We start from the raw sequence: 22,306 nt of genomic DNA on the forward strand, positions 1-22,306 counted from the left end.
GCTTGAAGAACACCACGAAGAGGGAACCATGACGGATTTTCACGGACGAAATATTCTGGTGACGGGCGGCAGCGGCGGCATTGGCGGCACCACTGTGCGGCATCTGGTGCGGGCCAACGCCAATGTGATTGCAGCCGGGCGCTCGCAAAAGGCGCTCGACGCCATCGCCCGAGAGACGGGCTGCCGGACCGTGACCTTCGACCTCGCCTCGGAAGACGAGATCCGCGACGCGCTCGAAGGGCTCGACCTCTGGGGCGTGGTCAATTGCGGCGGTTTCGGCGGCGAGATCGCGACACCGATGGACACCGACATCGCCATTTTCGACAAGGTCATCACCATCAATGCGCGTGGTGCGCTGTTGGTCACCAAATATGCGACGCGGCAGATGGTGGCGATCGGCAAGGGCGGCGCGATCGTCAACGTCTCCAGCCAGGCGGCGCTGGTCGCGCTCGACGGCCACATTTCCTACGGCTCCTCCAAGGCGGCGTTGGAAAACATCACGCGCTGTTCGGCCCTGGAGCTGGGCAAATACAATATCCGCGTCAACAGCGTGAACCCGACCGTGGTCATGACGCCGATCTCATCGGGCCATTGGAGCCAGCCGCATGTCGCCGAGCCGTTCCTGAAGCAGATGCCGCTCGGCCGCTGGGCGACGGAGGATGAAGTCGCCGGACCGATCGTCTTCCTGCTCAGCGACGCCGCCTCGATGATAACAGGCATTCACCTTCCCATCGACGGCGGCTACACCTGCCGATGAGGCCTGTGGCAGGGACAGATGTTGCTTGCTAACCGGCTTGTGGTGATGCCGCTTCTTCGAACTTCGCTGCGCCGGTCATGATCGCGACGACATCGGCCATGGTGTGGGTCTTCGGACTGACCACGGCCGCACGTCGGCCAAGGCGCATGATGTGGATGCGGTCGGCGATTTCGAAGACATTCGGCATGTTGTGGCTGATCAGGACCACCGGCAATCCGCGCTGCCGGATGGCCCGGATCAGGTCGAGAACCTGGCCCGTTTCCCGCACGCCGAGCGCTGCCGTTGGCTCATCCATGATCGCGAGCTTCTTGGCGAACAATGCCGCTCTGGCGACCGCGACGCCCTGACGCTGTCCGCCTGACAGCGATTCGACCGCGCTGCCGATCGACGGCAGGTGGAATTTCAGCTCCGCCATGCTGCGTTCCGCCTCCGCGCGCATACCCTTCTTGTCGAGCATGCGCAGGACATCGCCGAGGAATCCGGGGCGGCGGCGTTCTCGACCCAGGAACAGGTTGCTGGCGATATCGAGCGCGGCCGCAACGGCGAGATCCTGGTAGACCGTCTCGATGCCCAGCTTGCGCGCGTCCAGCGGACCCTTGAAATGGATTGGTTGGCCGTCCAGCAGGATGTCGCCGCTGTCGGGGACGATTGCGCCGGTCAGCGCCTTGATCAGCGAACTCTTTCCAGCGCCGTTGTCGCCGACCACCGCCAGGATTTCACCGGAGCGCAGTTCGAAATCGACACCGTCGAGGGCGGTGACGTGGCCGTAGTGTTTGACCAAATTGCGGGCTTCGAGGATGACGCCACCTGGGGTGGTCGCCGCCTGCACTCTCGGCTCGACAGGCGCCATCACCGCCTCCCTCTGGTCAGCTGATCGAGCGCGACCGCAACGATCACGAGAATGCCTGTGATCAGATCCTGCCAGAGCGGATCAATGCCGGCGAGCGTCAACCCGTTGCGCAGGACGCCGACGATCAGCGCGCCTATCAGGGTGCCGATCAATCCGCCCCGGCCACCGAACAGGCTGGTGCCGCCGATGACGACGGCAGTGATGGAATCGAGATTGGCAGTCTGCAAGGCATTGGGGTCGGCATTGGGGATTCGGCCGAGCGCCAGCCAGGCCGCGATCCCATAGATGAACGCCGCAAGGACGTAGACCGAGAGGAGAAGCCGGCCGACCGGTATGCCGACAAGCCGGGCGGCTTCCGGATTGTTGCCGACCGCGTAGACATGTCGTCCCCATTGGGTCTGGTTGAGAAGGAACCAGACCATTCCATAGAGGAGGAGCATGATGATGACGCCGTAGGTCACGATGAAGCCGTTCAGGCGGACGGTGTTTCCCGTCCAGCCGAGAAATTCGTCGGTGACCGAAAATGCTCCACCCGCCGAAATCAGCCTGAGCGCGGCCGTGATAATGCCCAATATACCGAGGGTCACGATGAAGGGCGGCAGCCGCAGGCCGCTGATGAGGCTTCCAGCCGCGACGCCGGCCGCCGAGCAGGCCAGAACGGCCAAGACCATGGCCGCGACCGGATCATAGCCGCTGTTGGCCAGTTTTCCGGCAAGGATGGTGCCCAAGACGCATATCGCCCCCACTGCGAGGTCGATGCCGGCCGTCAGGATGATCAAGGTTTGGCCAATGGCCAAGGTACCGATGATCACCGTCTGCTGGAGAATGATCGACAGGTTTTGAGTGGCGAGAAAACGCGGATTGGTCAGGGAAAAGATCACGCCGAAAGCGAGCAGGACAAGCAGTGGACCAACCGATGGCGTGCCGACGAACTTCGCGGCAATCCTGGACGTCCTGCCGAAAGAGAGTGCTGATGCCGAATTCATAGTGCCCTCTGGAACGGTCGCCACGTCTGCCGGCCTCAAGGGTTGGGCCGGAAACGAACGGGACCATGCCGATACAGATACACCGCCTTGTCGACGGCCTGTCCAGCATGGTCCCGCCGGGAGGATTCTAAAAATCAGTCGCCCCAGCAGTTCTTGAGGCCCCATTCGGTATCCTTGGAGTCGATCCCTTCAACCGGCTTGTCGGTGATCAGGAACGAACCCGTATTGACGAACCCACTCGGCTTCTTGCCGCTGGCCGCATAGTCCACGATCGCATCGACACCCATGGCCGCCATCTTGTAGGGGAACTGCATGACGGTCGCGGCGATCTTGCCGGCCTTGACGTCGCGGACGCCGGCGCAACCGCCGTCAATCGAGGTCAGCATGACATCGGCTTCCTTGCCGAAGGATTTCAACGCCGCGTAGCCACCGGCGGCGGCTGGTTCGTTGATGGTGTAGACCGCATTGATCTCGCCGTTCTTGGAGAGCAGGTTTTCCATGCCGACCTGGCCCTTGTCCTGCGCGCCATTGGTGATGGCCGAGCCGGCAATGGCCGGATCGCCTTCGGCAAGCCCGAAGCCCTTCAGATATCCATTGTGCCGGAACGTATCGACCGTGCCGCCAGGCGTTCCGTCGAGCATCGCCAGTACCGGCTTCTTGTCGCCGAGCGCCTTGCGGGCATAGGCGCCCTGCTGCACGCCGGCCTCGAAATTGTCCGTGGCAAACGTCGCGTCGACGGCGTCGGCCGGATCGGTCGCGGTATCAAGCGCAATCACGAGCACCCCGGCATCGCGCGCCTTCTTGATGACACCCAGCATGCCGGTCGAATTGTTCGGCGTCACCAGTATGCCTTTGGCGCCGGCGCTGATCAGATCCTCGATCGCCGTGACTTGGCCTTCATTGTCGCCGTCGAACTTGCCGGCACGGGCGATCAACTTGACGCCCTTGGCCTTGGCCTCCGCTTCGGCAGCCTGACGCATTTTCACAAAGAACGGATTGACCTCCGTCTTGGTGACGAGGCCGACAATGACTTCCTCAGCCGAGGCATGGCCGGTCACTGCAAAAGCGGTCCCGAAGAACACAAAGCCCGCAACGGCTGATTTCACGATGGTTCCGGATTTGGTGCCGGTCGACATAGGCAAAGTGGACATGAACTCCTCCCAAGTTGTTGAACCTTTCTCCTCAAAGGCTCGCCGAGTTACGCATAAGTTTTGCATATAGTCAAACATTATGTCTGCAATTATGTATGTTTTTATACATAATTGCAGACACGAGTCGCGCCTCAGGCGTGCTCTGCACGACGAGGATGGCGGTCCCGCAACAGACATCGACGCGGCTGGCAATCGCCCCTATTCAGGCCACCGATTTCGTTTCTTCCTCCGGCCGGTCGAGCGACGCCGCCCTGTTCAGATCGTGCATAGCGTTGCGCACGGTATGGCTGTCGCTGAGCTGCCGGTAGTTCTTGTAGAGAGACCGGTAGGCGGCCGCGTTTTCGCGGCGGGGGTGATAGGGCGTGAAGGTGCGCGCGCCAAACCGGGCCGTGCCTTCGGCGAAGCCGTTCACCAGTTCCGCCGCGACCGCGCCATGAACCGCCGCGCCGACGGCCGTTGCATGGGCAATGCTTGGAACCTCCACGACGCGCCCCAGCACGTCAGCCATGATCTGCACCAGCAATGGATTGTTCTGGGCCAGCCCGCTCGTCAGGATGACGCGGTTGATGGCAAAATCGCCGGCCTCGAAGAGGTCGACCACCGTGCGCGCGCCAAAACACAGCGACTCGATCAGTGCGCGGTAGATGCCGACGCCCGTGGTTTCTGTTGTGAGACCGAGAAGCAGACCGCTGAGGTCTGAATCCGCAAGCGGCACCCGGTTGCCGTTCCACCAGTCGAGCGCCACGAGATGATTGGCGCCGGGTTCGAGCCCGGCTGCCTCGCGGTTGTAGATACGAAAACTCTCCGCCTCGTCCGCGCCACGCGGAAAGGCCTTCACGAACCAGGCGAGCGTGTCGCCAAACCCGGCCTGCCCGGCCTCGTAGCACCAGAGATCGCGAACCGATCCATCCTTGGCCACGCCTTCGATACCGGGCGGCAATGGACGGAACTGTTCGTTCAAAAAGAGATAGACCGCAGACGTTCCGAGCGCGCCGACGAGACAGCCGGACGACACGGCCCCGACCGCGGGCAGCACGACGTGGGAATCAATGACCGCCACCGCGACGATCGCGCGGCCGCTGATCCCGGTGCGAGTCCGCCATGCCTCGGATAGGCTTCCAGCCGGAGTGCCAATACGGTGTGGCACCGACAGCCTTTCGGAAAGACCCGGCACGATCCCCTGCGGATAGCCTTCGGTCTCGGAATACTGGGCCTTGTAGGCCGCAAAACCCAGACTGCGCACTTCACAGCCGGTCAACTGCCAGACAAGCCAATCGCCGGACTCGATGAACCTGCCCGCCGCACTCCAGATGTGCGGCGCCTCGTCCGCGATCTGGGCGGCCTTCGGAAGCAGCCATTCCCCGGAAAGCTTGCCGCCGAAATTGCGCAGGAAGGTTCCGCCCCGGCGGTTGATCGCGTCCGCGTAGGGCTGCGCGGCGCGATGTTTCCACAGCTTGACATAGGCATGAGGCTCGCCGGGATGAAGTTCGGAAAGGGCTGTGCCGTCGGTGGTGGTTGGCATCGGCGAGCTTGCCGAGAAGCCGAGCCCTATCGACTCGATGACCCGTCCGCGCCCCAGCACATCAAGGATTTCTTCCGCCGCATCGAGATAGTCGGCGGCATTCTGCAACGCCCATGACCGCGGCAAGGGCGTGCCGTCAGGAAGGCTTTGCGTCATGACGTCATGGCGATAGGCATGCGTGTGGCTGCCGATCTGCTCGCCGGTTGCTGCATCCAAAAGGACGCCGCGGGCTGATCCGGTGCCGTAGTCCAGTCCGATGACATAGGTAGCGGTCATCTCGCCTGCTGCCTTCCCAACTCCGGCGACGCAACACGGCGATGTTTCTCGAGCGCCCTGCAGACCGCCTTCTCGACCGCCTCGACGGTCAGGTGGAAATGCTCGTAGAGCATCTCGGCCGGGGCCGATTCGCCAAACGAGTCGATGCCGACGCATTCGCCTTCGAGGCCAACATATTTGCGCCAATAGTCGGTGACGCCGGCTTCGACGGAGATGCGGGCAACGCCCCGCGGCAGCACCTCGGCCTTGTAGCCGTCATCCTGCCGGTCGAAAGCGCTGGTGGACGGCATCGACACCACGCGAACCTGAACCCCTCGCCGCGCAAGCCGCTCGCGGGCGCCGACAGCGAGCTGCACTTCGGACCCGGTCGCGATGATGACGGCATCCAACGGTCCCTCCTCCCGGCGCAGCACGTAGCCACCCCTGCGCACCGCTTGAACCTGGGCTTGGTCGCGCGGCTGAAACGGCAGGTTCTGGCGGCTAAGCGCAAGACTAGTCGGCGTCGCCACCTGCTTCAGCGCAACCTGCCAGGCAACCGCCGTTTCGACGGTGTCGCATGGTCGCCATACGTCCATGTTGGGCATCAGCCGGAGCGTCGCCAACTGCTCGATGGGCTGATGCGTCGGACCGTCCTGACCGAGCGCGATGGAATCGTGGGTAAAGACATAGATGGCGCCGAGCTTCATCAGCGCTGCCATCCGCAGGGCGTTGCGAGCGTATTCCGAGAACATCAGGAACGTGCCGCCGAAGGGACGAAACCCGCCATGGGACATCAGACCGTTCATGATCGCGGCCATTCCGAATTCGCGCACGCCATAATAGATATAGTTGCCGCCCGAAACGGAGGTGATCGGTTCGGCCCCCTTCCAAAGGGTGAGGTTCGAACTGGCGAGATCTGCTGAACCGCCGATCAGTTCGGGAAGGAAATTGGAAAAGGCCTGAATGGCGTTCTGACTTGCCTTGCGTGTCGCCAGCGTTTCGGCCTTTTCGACGGTTTGCGCAACGAACGCATTCGCCTTGGCGGCGAAGGCCATGGGAAGATCGTGTTTGGCTCGCCGTTCGAACTCCGCCGCTTCATTGGGATAGGCCTCGCGGTATGCCTCGAAGCGGCGGCGCCAGTCGGCGTCCGACACAGCCCCTCGGGCCGAGGCGTTCCACGCTTCGCCAATCTCTGTTGGGACGTCAAACGGCGCATGCGGCCAATCGAGCGCCAGCCGAGCCCGGCCGACCTCGTCGGCGCCCAGCGGAGAACCATGGCAATCGTGACTTCCCGCCTTCGTCGGCGCCCCCTTGCCGATCGTGGTCTTGCAGCAGATCAGCGTCGGGCGGGTTGCATGCGCCTTTGCCGCTGAAATCGCCTGGTCGACCGCCTCGATATCGTGCCCGTCCACGTCGGCAATGACCTGCCAGCCATAGGCCTCGAACCGCTTCGGCGTATCGTCCGAAAACCAGCCCTCGACATGACCATCGATGGAAATGCCATTGTCGTCGTAAAGCACGATCAGCTTGCCCAGACCGAGCGTTCCGGCAAGCGAGCACGCCTCATGCGAAATGCCTTCCATCAGGCAGCCGTCGCCGGCCAGGACAAAGGTATGGTGGTCGACAATGTCGTGTCCAGGTCGGTTGAATGCGGCGGCCAGCGTCTTTTCGGCGATTGCCATGCCGACCGCATTTGCGAGGCCTTGCCCGAGCGGCCCGGTCGTAACTTCAACTCCCGGCGTATAGCCGAATTCGGGATGGCCGGGCGTCCTGCTGCCAAGCTGCCGAAACTGCCGCAGATCGTCGATCGAGACATCGTACCCTGTGAGATGGAGCACGCTGTAGAGCAGCATCGAGCCGTGGCCATTGCTGAGCACAACCCGGTCGCGGTCGGTCCAGGCTGGATTGGATGGATTGTGGCGAAGGTGCCGGTGCCAGAGCGCGACTGCGATCTCGGCCATGCCCATCGGCATGCCTGGGTGGCCGGATTTGGCGTTCTCGACCGCATCCATGGACAGCGCACGAATGGCATTCGCCAGGAGATCCGGGCGGGCGAAATCCTTTTGCGCTGACAACATGTGAGATTCCGTCGATCGAGTGACGGAGAAACATCGGAACAGCGCGAGTCGGTCCACGCAGGTTCATCCGTTCCTCCCGGACGACACCCTCTTAGTCATCGATATATCTTTAAGTCAACGTATTATTGCATATTTTTGTACAAAAGTTGTGCCGCTTTCTTGCGGACACGGCTTTATCTCCCCAGGGTTTATGGCTAAATCTCAGGGCGAACGGGGAAGTGCGGAAATGGTCAGGACAAATGGTACGGCGGAGCATCCCGCCCTTGCAAACAGCGGTGAAATTCTCTCGCTGATTGCCACCGGTGCCGCCACGTCCCGGTCGGCGTTGCTCGACGCGTCGGGATTGTCACGCGTGACTGTCACCCAGCGCCTGAATGCGCTGATCGACTCAGGCCTGATCCGCGAGACGGCGCGCACCATGCCGAGTGGCGGGAGGCCGACGCGCGTGCTTGGGATCAATGAACGGGCGGGTTTCTTTCTCGTCGCCAATATTGGCGAAACCTACATCCATCTTGCCGCCATGGACCTCGAACCCGCAATCGTCTCGCAAAGCACAATACCATTCAACGCGTCGGACGGACCGGCGGCTTCCCTTGAGCAGATTGCCGACGGGTTCGACATCCTCGCAGCGAAGGCTCGAACCAGCCATGGCTCGCTTTTTGGGGTCAGCCTCAGCATGCCCACGCCGGTCGATTTCAAACGCGGCCGCGTCGTCGGTCCTTCGGTGCTTCACGGGTGGGACGAATTCGACATCATCAGCTGGCTGCGCCGTCGCTTCGATGTGCCGATCTATGTCGAAAATGACGTGAACCTCATGGCGATCCACGAGCATCGCCAGAATTTCCCGCATGTGGATGACATGTTCTTCATCAAAGCGGGAACGGGTATCGGCAGCGGCATTATCGCAGGCGGCAAGATCTTTCGTGGCGCTCAGGGCGCGGCCGGCGACATCGGCCATATCCAGTTCAATTCCGAGAACGCGCCTTTGTGCCGCTGTGGCAAGCTCGGTTGTGTCGAAGCCCGCGCCGGCGGCTGGGCGATTGCCCGGGATCTCTCGAGCAAAGGCTTCAAGGCGGAGAACGCCCGTGATGTCATATCGCTTGTCGAAATGCAGAAGCCGGAAGCCCTGATGCTGCTGCGCAGCGCTGGGCGGGTGATCGGCGAAGTCGCCTCCGATGTCGTCAGTATTCTCAACCCAAACCTGATCGTGGTAGGCGGCACACTCGCCAAGGGTGGAGAGTTTCTGTTGTCGGGTATCCGCGAACTCGTCTACCAGCGATGCCTTCCACTTGCCACGCGCGAGTTGCAGATCGTCCTTGCCAACCCGCAGAAGGACAGTGCCCTTTTTGGCGCTGCTTATCTGGCGCTTGAGGATATCTTCAGCCTCGGGAAAGTGGAGGAACTCATCGACCGACTTGCCATCGACCGCGCCAATCCACTTTCACAAAGCAGCACGATTTCCGGATGACGCTGTTTCAGGTGACGCCCATGATCATTGCGACAAGATCCTTCTGAACGCCTTGGCGTACAGTCATCTCGCCGACACTTCGGCCTTGCCGCATGACGACAGCACGATCCGCCACGCGCACGACGTGGTCCATGTTGTGGCTTACGATGATGACTGACAGGCCTCGCTCCGGCAGGCGTCTTACCATCGTCAATATCTCGTCGGATTCGCGCACACCGAGTGCCGCCGTTGGTTCATCCAGAATGACCACCCGGCGGGCGAACGCCACTGCCCGTGCAACCGCCACGGCCTGACGCTGGCCGCCCGACATCAGTCCGATCTCCTGGGAAGGCGAGACATGGCTGACGCTCAACGCGCTGGCATGCTCCCGCCACTGTCTCTGCTCTTGTCCGGCGGAAAGCAAGCCCAGCGGACCGAGCCAGCGTGGCCACGTCTGCTCGCGCCCGATCAGGAAATTGTCGGATACGGTCAGATTGTCGAAAACAGCAAGATCCTGAAATACGGTCTCGATGCCCGATGCACGCGCGTCGGCGGGCGAACGCAGCCGCAGTGGGCGCCCGTCAAGCTCGATGTCACCGGAATCCAGCGTTACTATGCCGGTGATGGCCTTGATGAGTGTCGACTTTCCGGCGCCGTTGTCGCCGAGCAAGGCAACAATCTCGCCCTCATGAAGGTCAAGCGACGCACCAGCCAAAGCTGTTACGAACCCGTAGGCCTTGCGCGCGTCCCGCACCGAGAGAGCCAGACGCGCAGCGGAGGCCACGTTCGAAATACTATCAGGCGAGGCGACGCTCATTGGCTCACCTGTCTCGCGCGCAGCGTTCGAATGCGGGTCTCGATGTGTTTGCGCAAGACATCGAGCTCAAGTGCCAGCAGGATGCCGATGCCTATTGCCACCGACGACCAGAACGGAGAGACGTCGAGTTGCTGAAGGCCGCTGCGGATGGTGGCGATGATGAGCGCGCCGAACAGCACGTTGGTGATGCTGCCGCGACCGCCGAAGAGACTTGCCCCGCCGACAACCACCGCCGTGATGGCATCCAGTTCATAGCCGATGCCGGAAAGAGGCGAAGCCGACCCGGTCCGACCGTGATACAGCATGCCTGCAATACCCGCTGTGGTACCACAGATGGCATAGGCACTCATGATCAGCCTGTCGCGCGGAAGGCCAACCCATTGCGCGACATCCGGATTGCCACCCACCGCATAGAGCCAGCGGCCCCATTGCGTGCGCCGCAACATGAGCCAGAACAGGCCGGCAAGAACCAGCACCATCAACGCGCCGGCAGGTATGCCCAGCACCTTGCCGTTTGCCAGCCAATGCACGGCAGGCGAAACACCCACGAGCGTGTTGCCGCCGCTGATGAGCAAGGCGACACCGGCAACAATGCCAAGCATCGCCACGGTGACCACGAGGGGCTGCGGAATGCCGCCTTTGACGATGAGGAAGCCGTTGATCAGTCCGACAATCAGGCCAACAAGCGGATAGATGACCAGCGCAACCGAGCTGGGCTGATCGACACCGGTCAACGTGGCCACCGTTACGACACTCAGCGCTATGACGCTGCCGACGGAAACATCGACGCCGCGAACCAGGATCACGAGGAATTGTCCCAGGCCCAAGGCGCAGACAATCGCGCTTTGGGCCAGGAGATTCTGAAGATTGCGCACCGATATGAAATGCGGGGCAAGCAGGCCGAATGCCACGACCAGGGTTACGAGAATTATGATCGGCCCGGCCTGCAGAAGCCATAGCAGGACGGAGAGGTAGTCGCGGCGTCCTGCCGCCGTTTCGGACGACTTCCCCGCAATGTCGACATGCGCTTCCATCGGTGGCGCTATTTCACGACGTCATCAACATTGCCGGCCACCACGTCGGAGACCGTCTTCAGCATGCCGCCAGCATTCTCCGAGGTTTGGACGGGCTGCGCCGGCACCACCACAAGCTTTTCAACGCTTTTACCGCGCACCAGGTCAGCGGTGGTGTCCGTGGCTGTTCTGGCGATCACCTCGAACGGGTAAGGCACCGTGAACTTCCAGTTCTTGTTGCCCGCAGCGATCGCCTTGAGCGCGTATTCCTGACCGCCGACTGAACCCACGATGACATTGGAGCCAGCTGCTTCGAGCGCCTGCAGCGTTCCCTGTGCCGAGACGTCAAAGATGTCGTAAATGCCGACCAGATTTGGATGCGCGTTCAGCATGCCTTCGGCGATCGTGCGCGACTTCTCGGGATCGCAGCGGGCGTCGCCCTCGGCAACTATGCTGAACTTCGTACCCTTCAACGCGTCCTTGAAAGCATTGATGAACGCGTCGGTATCCGCCAGGCCCGCAATACAGCGGATGACGCCAATCTCGCCTCCCGCAGGGAGTTGTTTGGCAAACTCCTGCACGACTGCCTTCTCGGCCCCGACCGGATCATAATTCACCTGCGCAGTCAGGTCGTCGATCGGCGGTGGCGCGCCGTCGAAGGACAGCACCTTGATGCCTTGCTTGGTCGCATCGTTGAGCGCGCTTACCAGTTCCTTGGAGGTGGCGCCGGTATTGACGCCGATAACCTTGTAGCCTTCAGCGGGAGCGTTGACGATTTCCTGAATGAAGAAATTGACGTCGCCGCGAGAGGTCCCCGATTTGACGTCGATCTGGACATCTTCAATCTTGCCCGCCCGGCCTTTGGCAACATTGTACTGGCGAACATAGGCTTGATCGCCGAGGTACGAAAAGAGCATCAGCCCTTTGGGCTTGTCACCTGCAAAAGCGCTAGAGGCGACGCAGCAGCCTGCCGCAAGCAAGGTCGCAATGGAAGCGCGCAAAACCAGCTTCGATTTCATTTTTATGTCTCCTCCCTGGGTGTCGAGGCCACTTCCCGATGTCAGCCTCCATCTGACGATATGCCATCTCAATCGATATGTCTATCTTCATCTAAATTACAGGTCAATTTTGTTTATTTTTAAACATAACATGATGCCGACGGGCCGATGCGTGACCGGGCACAAGCGCCCGTTCAACAGAACCGAAGGCCGACCTCCCCCGGTTTCCCAATTGGACCGGTGGTGCGATAGAGCAGGACGATTTCCAACTGGGAGTAGGAGCTTTGGCGCATGTGTTGGATGCACTTGGACGCAATCATCCGACCAATGGGAATGGCCGAAGTCGCCGCCGGTGACGGTGCGTTTCCAACGTGCAGGGTGCGCGGCGTCTGTGCAAACAGGAAATCGTGCACGGCCTCGCCAGATGCCGTAACCGCCTGCGCACGGATGCCGGCCGGGTAAGGCGTCAGGACCGCGAGTTCGAGCGTCGGACAGTATTTCCTGCACTCTTCCAGATACCCACGCTTCGAAAGCGAATTGGCAAGCTCGTGCGCCGCATGGCGCCGATGCCGCATCACAAGCTTCCAGAATCCCGGAAAACCTATCATGTCGGCCGCGTCGCGGCTTTGATGGAAAATTTCGGATAGCCCTCCCGGGACAGGCCGAGCACCGCATTGGGACCGAGCGTCACCGATCCGTCGATCATGCGCGTGAGATGGATTCCGAGGAACGGCAAGTCGGGGTCCGGCACCGGATAGATGAGATGGCTGACAATCCGGTTGAGCCTTGGCGGCAGGCGGAAATATTCGCCCCGGAACGGCACGATCCTGTAGGAAATATCCGCGCCTGCCATGCGCGCCAGCCGGTCGGACTGGAGCCCGGCGCAGCAGACGAGTTGTCGCGCCTGCCAGCTCCCGCCTTTGGAGCCGATCTCAACGATAGAGCCGGTCTCCTTGATCCGGTTCACCGTTTCGCCGAAATGGCTGGTCGCGCCGGCGGCCTGCAGAAGCGCTAGCATTTTCCGGCATATTTCCCGGTAGTCGACGATCGCCGTCTCCGGACTGAGCAAGGCACCGACGCCGGCAATTTGCGGCTCCAGTTCCCTCAGCTCGGATTCTCCCACCCGCCGCAAACTGAGTCCGTTCGACGTCGCCCGTTCATGGAGCGCGTCGGCGCGGGTCATCTCAAGCGGGTTGGTCGCGACGATCAGCTTGCCGCAGGTGTCGTAGCGTATCGCATGTTCGTCGCAGAACTCCTTGGTCGCGCGTGCCCCCTCGATACAGAGCCGCGCCTTTAGGCTGCCCGGCACATAGTAGATGCCGGCGTGGATGACGCCGCTATTATGCCCTGTCTGGTGCTTGCCGACCGTATCCTCCTTCTCGAGCAGAAGCAGGCTGGCCTGCGGGCGCAGCGCCAGCAATTCCCGGGCCAAGTCCGACGATACCGCCGCCGATCACGCAGAAGTCGTAGATCAATCAAGCCTCCTGTCCGATCCAGCTTCCCTCGGGCTGCGGTCCGACGAGATTCGCGACGATAAGCGGCTCTTCCGCCAGCCGCACGGCGGTTGCATTGCATACTCCATGGAATCTCTCCACCATGACCTGTCACCGCCTTAGCCTTTGACCGCTCCAGCGGTCATGGATCCCGATATCTGCCGATACATCACAAGCCCCAGCAAGGCCGGCGGCAAGGCGCCCAGCATCATGACCGCGGAAGCGGTCCCCCATTTTACGCCACCGCCGCTCGCGGCGAAAAAGAAGGATGCGCCGACCGTCATCGGGACGGCACGACTGGTTGTCAGCATGAGGCCGAAGAGGAATTCGTTCCAGGCGGTGATGAAGCCGAAGATGAAGGTTGTGACGAGCGCCGGGCGGATCACCGGCCGGACGATCATCATCATCACCTGCAAGGAGCTTGCGCCATCGACTTTCGCCGCCTCGTCGAGTTCGACCGGCACATCGGAAATCGCGTTCACCAGGATGACGAGCGCAAGCGGCGCGTTGACGATCGTCAGGATGAGCCCGAGCCCGATCCGCGTATCGAGCAGGCCCAGCCACTGATACATCATGTAAAGCGGGATCGCGAAGATGATCAGCGGCACGGCGCGAAGGTTGATGACGATCGGCAGGACCAAGCGCTTTCCCGCCTCGCTGCGCGCGATCGCATAGGCAGCCGGGAACGCGAGCACGATCGCAAGGCCGGTTCCGATCAGTGCCGCCACCGTGCTGTTCAACAGATAGGCATAGATGTTGAAGCGGCTGGTCTGTGTCAGGACCTCCAGATAGTTGTCGAATGTCGGCCGGCTGATCCACAAACCGGGGTTCGTCGAAAGCTCGCGCTGGCTTTTGAGCGATGTGATCAACGTCACGACAATGGGGAAATTCATCGCCAGCACAGCGATGGCAAAAACGATCCAGCGCAGTGCCTTCACCATCGTCAACCCTTCCTGCGGCCGGCAAGCCGGTTAAGGCCGTGGAGAACGATGAACGACGCCAGAAACAGGACAACCGAAGCGGCGACCGCCTTGCCGATGGCCCCTTCCTTGAAGAAAGCCTGGTAGATGTAGATCGACAAGGAGGTTGTCGAGCCGCCGGCGCCGCTGCCGGTCAGCGCATAGACATTGTCGAACACCCGGAAACCGTCGATGAACCGGATGAAAAACGCGATGACCAGCGTCGGCTTCATCAACGGCAGGTCGATCCACCGGACGATCTCAAGCGGTGATGCACCGTCGAGCGAGGAGGCTTCGCGCACGTCGAGCGGTATGGCCGAATAGGCCATGTAGAAGAGCAGGAAGGCGAAAGGCGTCCATTGCAGCGTTTCCACGACAACAAGGGTGCGGAAGGCATTGTTGATGTCAAGGAAGGCCGGGCTGTCACCGAACCATTCGAAGAGATAGTAGGGGACGGGGCCTGCGAATTCATGCAGCACCAGCCGGTACATGAGACCGACCATGGCCGGCGCGACCATCAGCGGCAGCATCAACGGCGCCATCAGGACCGGACGCTTGCTCAGAAGCGGCGCCAGGAAAATGGCAAGGAAAAGGCCGATCAGACATTCGGCCGATGCGGTCAAAAGACCGAAGCGCAGAGAGAACCAGGCCGAGCTCCAGAATTCCCGGTCGTTCAACACGGCGACATAGTTGCCAAGACCGCTCAACACCGGACTGCGCAGCGTCTCGAATGTGACGGTCGAAACGGAATAGATCAGATTGACGATCGCCGGAAAGCCGAGGAACAGAAGCAGGAAGCCGACCAGCGGCGTCAGATACATCCTGCCTTCGGCACGTGTCACAAGGGCCATGTCGATCCGCCAAACACGCCGGACGCCAGGCCTCGACCCGGCGTCCGGCCAATGATTTATTTCTTGAGAAGATCCTGCATGCCCGCCTTGGTGTGGGCTAGCGCATCCTCGAGGCTCTGCTGGCCGGACCAGTAGCCGATGAACTCCTTTGCCTGCAGCTCATAGACCGGGAGCGCACTCGCGGATGTCGCTCCGGTCATGACGTAGCCGTACTTGCTGGCGAACTCGCCGAGCTTGACGAGGTCGGGACGTTCCTTCGCAACCTTGGCGACGACGTCGGGAGACAATGCCGGCGAACCGCCGCTGCGCGCATAGAGCAAGGCCGCATCCTCGGTGGCGAGCCACTTCAGGAACTTGACGGCGCCTTCCTTGTTCTTGGCGTTCTTGTTGAGACCCAGACCAAGGCCGTGGATATGATCAGCGCGTCCGTCGGGACCTGCCGGCGGCGCGACGATCCCGGTCACCTCGGCGACGGCCGGGGATTTTTCGGTGCTGGTCAGATCCGCCGCCGCGGCGTTCCACTGCAGCGCTGTCGCGGCCTGGCCGGATGCGAAGGCCGCGTTGGTTTCCGCGTATTCGTAGCTCAGCGAATCCTTGGGCGACGAACCGGCATCATAGAGCTTCTTGTAGAGTTCGAGGCAGGTCTTGTAGGCATCAGAATCGACCGTGACATTGCCGTCCTTGTCCATCCAGTCGCCGCCATAGGAACGCGGCAGCGACTGGAAGACCATCATGTTGAACAGCAGGTTCTTCATCTGCAGGACCGTGCCGTAGCGCACCGGGCTGTCGGGGTTCACCTGCTTGGTGAAATAGAGGGCGGTGGCTGCCCAGTCGTCCCAGGTCCAGCTGTCCGGATCCTTGGGCTGCAGCGGCTTGCCAAGATATTTCTGGGCGATTTCACCATAGGTCTTCTTGGCGGCGTCATCCTTCATCAAGGCGTCGATGAGATCCCTGCGGTAGTACATGAAGTGCAGCGAAAGGTCGGTCGGCACGCCGTATTGCTTGCCGTCGAACTGCATCGTCTTGAGAACGGATTCGCCGAAAACCTTGGCCGCGTCCGCGCCAAGATCGACCGGCTCCATATAGGGCGCGTAGCGACCGATCGAGTAGGTGGCGACGAGGTTCAAGTCGAAGGCACTGGATCCGGCCGCCATGTCGGCCTGCAGCTTGTCGTAGAAGCCTTCGCGGTTGAAGAACAGCAGTTCCACCTTGTCGGCATCGCTTGCCTGCTTGTTATAGGTTTCCACGGTTGCCCGCAGTGCGGTTTCCTCGGAGCCGCCGGGCCAGCCAAGCACGGTCACGGTTGCGTTGGCAAAGGTCGGCAAAGCCGTCCCCGCAAGGAGGGTGGCCATAAGCGCAAAAGACGTCCTGTTCAGTTTCATGATCGTTCCCTTCTTTTTTGATGATTTTTGCATGGCACGGCTGCGTGGCGCCGTTACCCTGCCCGTTCGGCAAGGTCGGCAACACCGATGACGCCGGCGTGGCCTGCGAGCTTCGCCGCCACGAGATCGGAGGAAAGGCGCGGTGGAACCTCGCCCAGATGCGCGCGCACCCGGTCGAGATAGCCCTCGGCAAGACCGATACTGCCGCCGATGACGATCGATTTCGGATCGAATATCATCTGAATGTCCCGGCACAGCGTCGCGACCCGCAAGGCGCTCCGCGAGACGATGGCGCCGGCCCAGGCCTCGCCCTTCAGCGCGCGCCCGAACACATCGACGGCATCGGCCTTGAAGCCGGCCTTGAGGGCTTGCGAAGCGATCCAGCGGCCGGAGGTGCTGTCTTCGAGCGGGGCCCGGTCTTCAGACAGACCACGGATCAGACCGAAGTGACCGGCAAGACCCGACAGCAATCGGCCGTTGCAGACAATGCCGCCGCCAATTCCGGTCGAGATGGTCAGAAAGACGATGTCGCGACCCTGCCCGGCGCCGAATTTGTATTCGCCCCAGGCCGCCGCCTGGGCATCGTTGAACGCACAGACCGGCTTGCCGAAAACAGCGGATGCCCTTTCGACCAGCGGGTAGCCATCGGGAATACCCAGGGTTGCCGGATTCAATGCCGACCAGCGCCCATCCTGGACCAGTCCGGTCACCGCGATACCGATGCGATGGAAGCGGCCGGACCAGGCCGACGTGCTTTGCGCCAAGGATGCAAGCCAGACGTCGGGTCCGGCCTCTCGCGCGGTCGGCACGATCATGTCCTCGATCACCTTGCCGCCGCTGACCAGCGCGGCCATGGTCTTGGTTCCCCCGATGTCGATGCCCAGGACGGTTGGGCCAAGGATGGTTGGGTCAAGCACGGTTTGCGCGCCTCCCGCCGCATAGGCGTCGGAAATCGCCTGGTGGAACCATGAGGTGACATGCTCGGTACGGGTGATCGCCGAGCCGACAACCACGGCATAGGCGCCGGCGTGCGCTGCGGCAGCCGCCTGCTCCGGCGACCGGATACGCCCTTCGGCGATGACGTAGGGGGTCAAGGTTCGCATCTGCGCGATGAGGGCGATATCCGGATCCTCCGGCTCCGGCCCGCCGACATAGCCGGACAGCGTCGTGCCGACGAAATCGACACCCGCGGCAAGGGCCCGGCGCGCATCGTCAAGGCAAGAGCAATCGGCCATGGTCAGCTTGTTCCGGGCCTTGACGGCTTTCACAAGCGCTTCGACAGCAACGGGACGGACACGGTCCGTCGCATCGAAAGCGATGATATCGGCGCCCGCCTCGGCCAAGGCCTCGACATCGGCCAGATAGGGTGTGATGCGCACGGGGCTGTCGGTGAGATCGCGCTTGACGATACCGATGATCGGCGCGCGCACGGCCAAGCGGGCGGTGGCGACATAGAGCACGGATTCGATGCGCAGGGCCTTAGCCCCCGCTGCAAGCGCGGCCTTGGCAAAGCCTGTCACGAATTGTGCACTGTCCATCGGGCCGCCGGGAACCGGCTGGCAGGACACGATGAGACTGTTGGCGATGTCTTCTCGCTGCACGTCGGCACTCCCCTGTCGCCATCACGATAAATGGAAAATACCAGATTACAACCAGTTCATAACTGGTATTACCTTTGCAGCTCGAAGACGAAATCGTAGACGTCGCCCTTGTAGCGTGTCTCGCAGTATTCGACGATCTGTCCGTCGGCGAGAAAGCAGCGGCGCTCGGTCATCAGCAGCGGTGCGCCCGCCTCGCAATGAAGGTGCCTTGCATCCTCCAGCGACGCGCCGCGCGAGCGCATGCGCTGGATTGCCCTCTGAGGCAGGAAGCCGCGTGCATCAAGCGCTTCATAAAGGGAATCCTGAACCATCTCGGGCGAAGGAAGGAAGCGAACCGGCACGGCCGAAACCTCGACGGCGATTGGCGCGCCATCGGCTGTCCGCACACGACGCATGCGAACCACATTGGTATTGCCGGCAATACCCAGGGCCATCATTTCGGCTGGGGATGGACGGCTTATCTGCTTGGAAAGCCACAGACATCCAGGCTTCAGGCCGCGCGCCAGAATATCCTCCGAAAAGCTCGTCAGCGTCGAAAGCGATTTTTCGACCCGCGACCCGATCTCGGTTTTGGAACCATGCCGGCGATTGAGCTGCCCTTCCTCTTCGAGCAACGCCAGAGCTTTTCTCACAGTGACACGCGAGATCGACAGGGCTTCCGCCAGAACCCGCTCGCCCGGCAGAACCGCGCCGGCTTTCAATGCATTGGAACGGATCGCTGCCTCGATCGCCGATTTCAATCGTCTGTAAAGCGGCACATCGGACGCTGTCGCTTCCATTTCCCGACTGACAAGCCCGATCAGGTTCACGGTTGCCATTGCCCTTCCTCCCGCGCGAGAAGCACCCAGGATCAAAATATTCCTGACTGGACCTATACTGGTATTATCGACCCGGTGCAAACGGCCCGCGGACGGTGCTTCGTCCGCGCCTCGGCGCACCACGATCCCTCAGCGAACCCGCGGTGACAGCTTCATGGAGATGCGATCGCAGGCAGCACGCAGGACCTCCAGAGTATAGGCATGGCGGCTTTCACGCGTATGGCGATTGATATAGGCGACGATAATGGAGGCGACGGCGCTGCCGTCCGGTCCGATGACCGGACAGCAGATATCGGTGATCCCGACGAAGTCACGGCTCTCGCGCATCCAGTAGCCGTCGGCGCGGATGATACGAAGCTGCTTTTCCAGCGCGTCACGATCCAGCGGCGCCGGGGAATGCGCCGCACATTCATCGATCATCCGCGCCGCGACCTTTGGCGGCTGGAAGGCAAGAATCACGTGGCCGGAGGTCGCGTCGGTGGCTAGGCGGCCGTAGCCGAGGCGCAGCGTGAACGCCATGTCCTCGCCGCCGGGGACGGCCGCCGTCACGACGGTCAAGCCATGATTGAAGACGACCAGGTGCGGCGACTGATTTGAGTCCCCGGCAATCTGCGTCAGCTCTGGCATGGCGGCGGACATGAGATCCTGCGCGCTCGGCGTGTGCAGCCCCAGCTTGAAAAGCTTGTCGGTCAACGAATAGGCGTCGGTCTCGGCGTTGCGCTCGATATATTGACGCTCCTGCAGCGCGATCAGCATACGGAAAATCTCATTCTTCGAACGGCCGAGGCCTTCCGCGATCTCCTTCATCGTCAAGGGCGCCCTCGCCTCCGCCAGCAACTCCAGGACATCGAGGCCCTTGGTCAGCGCCGGAGCCGAATAGGTCGGTTTGCCACTCTCTTTTGCGTCATCTGCCATTCGAAGAATCCCCGGTGGTCCACGCACGATAAAGACAAGAAATCGGAATTGCCATTGGTTTTATATCCAAACTTGACACCATATATAAAACTGACATGATGCCCGAGATGATGAATTTCGAGGCCGAACCGATGACCGTACCGAGACCTGCCAACACAGCGCGCCCGACGATAAGCCCTCGGCCCAACAGCGTTTACACGTCGGTCGATTTCGAGCGCGAGGGCAAGCAGATCGGCTTCTTTCATGTGCCTCAATCGCCGCATGACGATGCCTGGGGCACAGTCCGCGTTCCGCTCGCCGTCATCAAGAATGGCGAGGGTCCGACAGTCCTGATCGAGGGCGGCAACCATGGCGATGAATATGAGGGGCCGATCGCGCTCGGCGAGCTTCTGCGCGAGATCGATCCACGGGATATTGCCGGACGCATCATCGCGATCCCGGCCATCAACATTCGAGCTGTCGAGGCCGGCACCCGCACCTCCCCGGTCGACGGGTTGAATTTCAACCGCAGTTTTCCGGGCGATTTCAACGGCACGCTGACAAGCCAGATCGCGGCCTATGTGCATGACATCCTGTTTCCGAAGGCCGACTACTTCCTGGATCTCCATTCCGGCGGTTCGTCCCTGATGATCCTGCCGAGCGCGATCATCGAGCCCTCCCCGACCGCGCAGGGGCATCGCAAGAACATCAAGGCGACGCTCGCCTTCGGGGCGCCGACCGTTGTCATGGTCGACAATCTCGGTGAAACCCGCACCTCGACCGCGTCCGCCAACCAACAGGGGCTGATCGTGATCGGCAGTGAGATGGCCGGCGGCGGCCTTGTCAGTCAGGATGCGCTGGCCATCTGCCGCAGGGGCATCCGCAATGTGCTGAAACACGCAGGCGTCCTGAAAGGCGCGCCTGACATTGCCCCTGGTGCCAACGCACGCGTGCTCAAGGTGCCCGGAAGCGAAGGCTATCTGCTTTCCGAGGAGGACGGTGTCTTCGAGCCCTTGAGCCCGCTCGGCAGTGCCGTCAGCAAAGGCGACCTTGCCGGACGCATTCACTTCCTCCACACGCCGTCACGCGCGCCCATCGATCTCCTTCACCCTATCGACGGCATCGTTTTCGCCAAGCGTCAGCCCGGCCGCGTGCGTCCGGGGAATTGCTGCTTCGTGCTTGCCAACGAATATCCGGAGGCACTGACCGATGGACCATGAGGACATCGAAGCGGCTGCCCGGCGCATTGCCCCCTTCATACGGCGCACCCCGGTCGTCAAGCTCGACCATGCCACGGGCGCAAATCTTCAAAATGATGTCTATTTGAAACTCGAATGCCTCCAGGTGAGCGGCTCCTTCAAGATCCGGGGCGCCACGAACCGGGTGAAAACGCTCGCGCCGAGCCGGATCGAAAACGGACTGGTCGCCGCATCCGGCGGCAATCATGGCTTGGCGACCGCCTATGTGGCTGCCCAGGCCGGCGTTCCCGCCACCATCTACCTGCCGAACAATGCGAGCCCGCTGAAGGCGGAGAAGCTGCGCAAATGGGGCGCTGACGTTCGCTTCGCAGGCAATGTCTGGGATGAAGCGCATGAGGCGGCATTGGCCGAGGCAAAGGCGTGCGGCGCCTTCTACATGCATCCCTTCGCCGATGCGCAGATCGTGTCCGGTCAGGGAACCGTGGCGCTGGAGATGGTCGATCAGATTCCCGATGCGGACATCTACATCGTCGCGATCGGCGGGGGCGGCCTCATCAGCGGCATGTCCGAAGTCCTGAAGCACGTCAAACCTGAAGCCAGGATCATTGGTGTCGAGCCGACCGGTTCACCGACCCTTCACGCCTCCCTGGCTGCCGGCCGTGTCGTTCGCTTGCCCGAGATAACGACGAAGGTGGCGACCATGGCCTGCGGCCGCACGGACGAAAGCATCTACGCGATCGTCGCCAAGCACGTCGACGACATCGTCCTCGTCGAGGATGCCGACATGCAGAAGGCCGCTGAATTGCTCTGGTTCGAATTCGGCATTGCCGCCGACCTCAGCGGCGCGGCGTCGCTGGCCGCGTTGATGAGCGGAGCTTTCAAGCCACCGCGCGGCGCCTGCATCGCCGGGCTTGTCTGCGGCGCCGGTGTCGAAGGCCTGAACGGCTGAGGTTGAGAAAGGCCGGTCCACGGAGGACGCGGCCGTGACATGGATACGGCACGAGTGCCGCGGAATACCGCCGGAATGCCTGTCGCTGGGACGGTCGTCGTGCGGGACATGAAAAAGAGGCGAAGAATCGCCCTGTCGCAACAAGAGGAGAACTGAAACATGCGCATTTCCTTGAAAGCATCCATTGCTCTGCTCGCACTCGCCATCGCGACGCCCTCGCTTGCCGCGGAAAAGGTTCTGGGGCTCGCGGCAATCGACCTGCAGAATTCCTTCTTCGTCCGCATGA

Annotated in this window: 18 protein-coding genes and 1 pseudogene; 4 read left to right on the forward strand and 15 right to left on the reverse strand. The window is 61.7% G+C overall.

Annotated features, from left to right (window positions below):
- Positions 1-28: 28 nt before the first annotated feature.
- A complete protein-coding gene (locus FCU66_RS03085; protein WP_136619334.1) occupies positions 29-757 on the forward strand; it encodes an SDR family oxidoreductase in 729 nt (242 codons plus the stop codon).
- Positions 758-785: 28 nt separating this feature from the next.
- Here FCU66_RS03085 and FCU66_RS03090 read toward each other — a convergent pair whose 3' ends face one another.
- The 5 genes from FCU66_RS03090 to tkt form a co-directional block, all read right to left on the reverse strand.
- Complete coding sequence (locus FCU66_RS03090) at positions 786-1,607, reverse strand: ATP-binding cassette domain-containing protein (RefSeq protein ID WP_136619333.1); 822 nt, start codon at positions 1,605-1,607, stop codon at positions 786-788.
- Positions 1,607-2,593, reverse strand: coding sequence for an ABC transporter permease (locus FCU66_RS03095; protein ID WP_136619332.1), 987 nt, complete (start codon positions 2,591-2,593; stop codon positions 1,607-1,609). The genes FCU66_RS03090 and FCU66_RS03095 overlap by 1 nt, the downstream gene beginning before the upstream one ends.
- A 134-nt stretch (positions 2,594-2,727) precedes the next feature.
- Complete coding sequence (locus FCU66_RS03100; protein ID WP_246093747.1) at positions 2,728-3,744, reverse strand: substrate-binding domain-containing protein; 1,017 nt, start codon at positions 3,742-3,744, stop codon at positions 2,728-2,730.
- A 202-nt stretch (positions 3,745-3,946) separates the two neighbouring features.
- Positions 3,947-5,542 carry an FGGY-family carbohydrate kinase gene (locus tag FCU66_RS03105; protein ID WP_136619331.1) on the reverse strand — a complete coding sequence of 532 codons (1,596 nt, stop codon included), beginning with the start codon at positions 5,540-5,542 and terminating at the stop codon, positions 3,947-3,949.
- Positions 5,539-7,599, reverse strand: coding sequence for a transketolase (gene tkt / locus FCU66_RS03110; protein WP_136619330.1), 2,061 nt, complete (start codon positions 7,597-7,599; stop codon positions 5,539-5,541). The genes FCU66_RS03105 and tkt overlap by 4 nt, the downstream gene beginning before the upstream one ends.
- Positions 7,600-7,618: 19 nt before the next feature.
- Between tkt and FCU66_RS03115 the strand changes: the two genes are divergently transcribed.
- Entirely contained in the window at positions 7,619-9,067 is a 1,449-nt protein-coding gene (locus FCU66_RS03115; RefSeq protein WP_246093749.1) for an ROK family transcriptional regulator, read from the forward strand.
- Between the two features lie 7 nt (positions 9,068-9,074).
- Here FCU66_RS03115 and FCU66_RS03120 read toward each other — a convergent pair whose 3' ends face one another.
- The 10 genes and pseudogenes from FCU66_RS03120 to FCU66_RS03170 all read right to left on the reverse strand — a co-directional run bounded on the left by FCU66_RS03120 (position 9,075) and on the right by FCU66_RS03170 (position 19,893).
- The gene (locus tag FCU66_RS03120) at positions 9,075-9,863 is read right to left on the reverse strand and encodes an ATP-binding cassette domain-containing protein (RefSeq protein WP_136619329.1); all 789 of its coding nucleotides are present in this window, start codon (positions 9,861-9,863) and stop codon (positions 9,075-9,077) included.
- Positions 9,860-10,897, reverse strand: coding sequence for an ABC transporter permease (locus tag FCU66_RS03125; protein ID WP_136619328.1), 1,038 nt, complete (start codon positions 10,895-10,897; stop codon positions 9,860-9,862). The genes FCU66_RS03120 and FCU66_RS03125 overlap by 4 nt, the downstream gene beginning before the upstream one ends.
- Before the next feature lie 8 nt (positions 10,898-10,905).
- Positions 10,906-11,895, reverse strand: coding sequence for a sugar ABC transporter substrate-binding protein (locus tag FCU66_RS03130; protein WP_136619327.1), 990 nt, complete (start codon positions 11,893-11,895; stop codon positions 10,906-10,908).
- 278 nt (positions 11,896-12,173) lie between these two features.
- A pseudogene (gene lhgO, locus FCU66_RS03135) lies at positions 12,174-13,349 on the reverse strand (L-2-hydroxyglutarate oxidase); the annotation flags it as partial.
- Between the two features lie 137 nt (positions 13,350-13,486).
- Entirely contained in the window at positions 13,487-14,308 is an 822-nt protein-coding gene (locus tag FCU66_RS03145) for a carbohydrate ABC transporter permease (RefSeq protein WP_136619326.1), read from the reverse strand.
- Between the two features lie 2 nt (positions 14,309-14,310).
- Positions 14,311-15,177, reverse strand: coding sequence for a carbohydrate ABC transporter permease (locus tag FCU66_RS03150; RefSeq protein WP_136619325.1), 867 nt, complete (start codon positions 15,175-15,177; stop codon positions 14,311-14,313).
- A 56-nt stretch (positions 15,178-15,233) separates the two neighbouring features.
- Positions 15,234-16,559 (reverse strand): ABC transporter substrate-binding protein, encoded by a 1,326-nt coding sequence (locus tag FCU66_RS03155; protein ID WP_136619324.1) that lies wholly within the window; start codon positions 16,557-16,559, stop codon positions 15,234-15,236.
- Positions 16,560-16,612: 53 nt separating this feature from the next.
- A complete protein-coding gene (locus FCU66_RS03160) occupies positions 16,613-18,160 on the reverse strand; it encodes a putative N-acetylmannosamine-6-phosphate 2-epimerase (RefSeq protein WP_136619323.1) in 1,548 nt (515 codons plus the stop codon).
- Positions 18,161-18,228: 68 nt separating this feature from the next.
- Positions 18,229-18,978, reverse strand: a complete 750-nt coding sequence (locus FCU66_RS03165; RefSeq protein ID WP_136619322.1) for a GntR family transcriptional regulator — start codon at positions 18,976-18,978, stop codon at positions 18,229-18,231.
- A gap of 129 nt (positions 18,979-19,107) precedes the next feature.
- Positions 19,108-19,893: an IclR family transcriptional regulator gene (locus tag FCU66_RS03170; RefSeq protein ID WP_136619321.1), complete on the reverse strand. Its 786-nt coding sequence runs from the start codon at positions 19,891-19,893 to the stop codon at positions 19,108-19,110.
- Positions 19,894-19,988: 95 nt separating this feature from the next.
- On the opposite strand from FCU66_RS03170, the gene FCU66_RS03175 reads away from it, so the two are divergent.
- Positions 19,989-21,092, forward strand: coding sequence for a succinylglutamate desuccinylase/aspartoacylase family protein (locus tag FCU66_RS03175; RefSeq protein WP_246093751.1), 1,104 nt, complete (start codon positions 19,989-19,991; stop codon positions 21,090-21,092).
- Complete coding sequence (locus FCU66_RS03180) at positions 21,082-22,020, forward strand: threonine ammonia-lyase (RefSeq protein ID WP_136619320.1); 939 nt, start codon at positions 21,082-21,084, stop codon at positions 22,018-22,020. Before FCU66_RS03175 ends, FCU66_RS03180 begins: the two co-directional genes overlap by 11 nt.
- The last annotated feature ends 286 nt before the right edge of the window (positions 22,021-22,306 follow it).

Source organism: Mesorhizobium norvegicum (genome assembly GCF_004919685.1).
Lineage (GTDB): Bacteria > Pseudomonadota > Alphaproteobacteria > Rhizobiales > Rhizobiaceae > Mesorhizobium > Mesorhizobium norvegicum.